This is a genomic window from Lactobacillus sp. HMSC08B12 (genome assembly GCF_001808415.1).
Lineage (GTDB): Bacteria > Bacillota > Bacilli > Lactobacillales > Lactobacillaceae > Lactobacillus > Lactobacillus delbrueckii.
In genome coordinates this window covers 1-1,208 of the sequence record NZ_KV793222.1, presented here as the reverse complement: position 1 = coordinate 1,208, position 1,208 = coordinate 1, and the positions used below count along the sequence as shown (strand labels likewise).

Sequence of the window (1,208 nt, the reverse complement as noted above, 5' to 3'; positions counted from 1 at the left end):
CCAGTAGTATGGGTTCTTGACCATCTTCCAGGACAGGTTGGACCCGGTCCAGCCAACGTGCTTGAATGGCCCGTTGTAGAGCATGTACTTAGAAGCCGTGCCGTACTTAGAACCGTACTTGGTAACAGCCTTTTCTGACTGCGGGAAGAAGACGGCAAAGCCCATCAGCTTGTCAAAGTATGGGATACGCCGTTCCAGGGTGATAACCAGCTTGTACTTGCCAACAGCCTTGATCCCCAGAGAGCTGACTGGCTTCTTGCCGGCGACGATAGCGTCAGCGTTCTTGATTCCGGAGAAGAGGTAAGAATATTGAGAAGCAGTCTTCGGGTTGACGGTCCGGCGCCAGGAGTAGACAAAGTCCTTGGCGGTCAATTCACTGCCGTCGCTCCACTTGGACTTACGCAAGGTGTAAGTATAGGTCTTCCCGTCCTTAGAAACCTTTTCGCTGGTAGCCAGGCCCTTTTCCAGCTTGGAATTCTTGCCTAAGCGGTAGAGACCTTCCATGGTGTTGGAAATCTGGTTGAAGGAAGCCGCATCGGTGGCCTTTGAGAGGTCCATCGTTGGAATTTCGGCTGAGTCCATCCAGGTCAAGGTCTTCTTACTGCTGGATGAAGAAGAACTTCTATTGCTGCCACAAGCAGCGAGCAACGCTGCTGAAGCCAGAACCGTGGCTCCCAGGCTTAAAGTCTTAGATAATTTCATCTTTTTCTCCTTGCTTTTACCGACTGTTCCAGCGCCTACACAAATTAAAGCTCTACAGCAGCCTTTAATGATATTTTCATTATAGTTCTTCGCTTATGCTTCTTCAAGTATTTTTAAGAAAAAGCGCTATTTTATTTCAACAATCTAAATATCCAAAAACAGATACAAGTCAATCTAAAAATACTTATAGCACAAAAAAGAAGAGGCTGAGCCTCTTCTTTTTGCTTGATTACTTGATGTAAGTGTCCTTGAAGTTCCAAGTACCACGGTTTTGGTATACGTCCTTAACAGTTGGACGGATCAAAGCAGCGTTAGTGTTGTAGTAAAGCGGAGCAACACCGACATTGTTCAGCAGGATGTCTTCTGCCTTAGTCAAGTCGTCCCAACGCTTGCTGGTTGAAGCAGTAGTCTTGGAGTCAGCGATCAGCTTGTCGTAGGAAGTGTTCTTCCACTTACCTTTGTTTTCTGGGTTAGTTGAAGTGAACAGGTCCAGGAAGGAGATCGGG

Annotated in this window: 1 protein-coding gene and 1 pseudogene; both read right to left on the bottom strand. The window is 47.1% G+C overall.

What is annotated here, in order from left to right:
- Positions 1-702: peptide ABC transporter substrate-binding protein (locus HMPREF3168_RS10860; protein ID WP_246825718.1), on the bottom strand; the 702-nt coding region annotated here is incomplete at its 3' end.
- A gap of 229 nt (positions 703-931) precedes the next feature.
- Positions 932-1,208, bottom strand: a pseudogene (locus tag HMPREF3168_RS09340) (peptide ABC transporter substrate-binding protein); the annotation flags it as partial.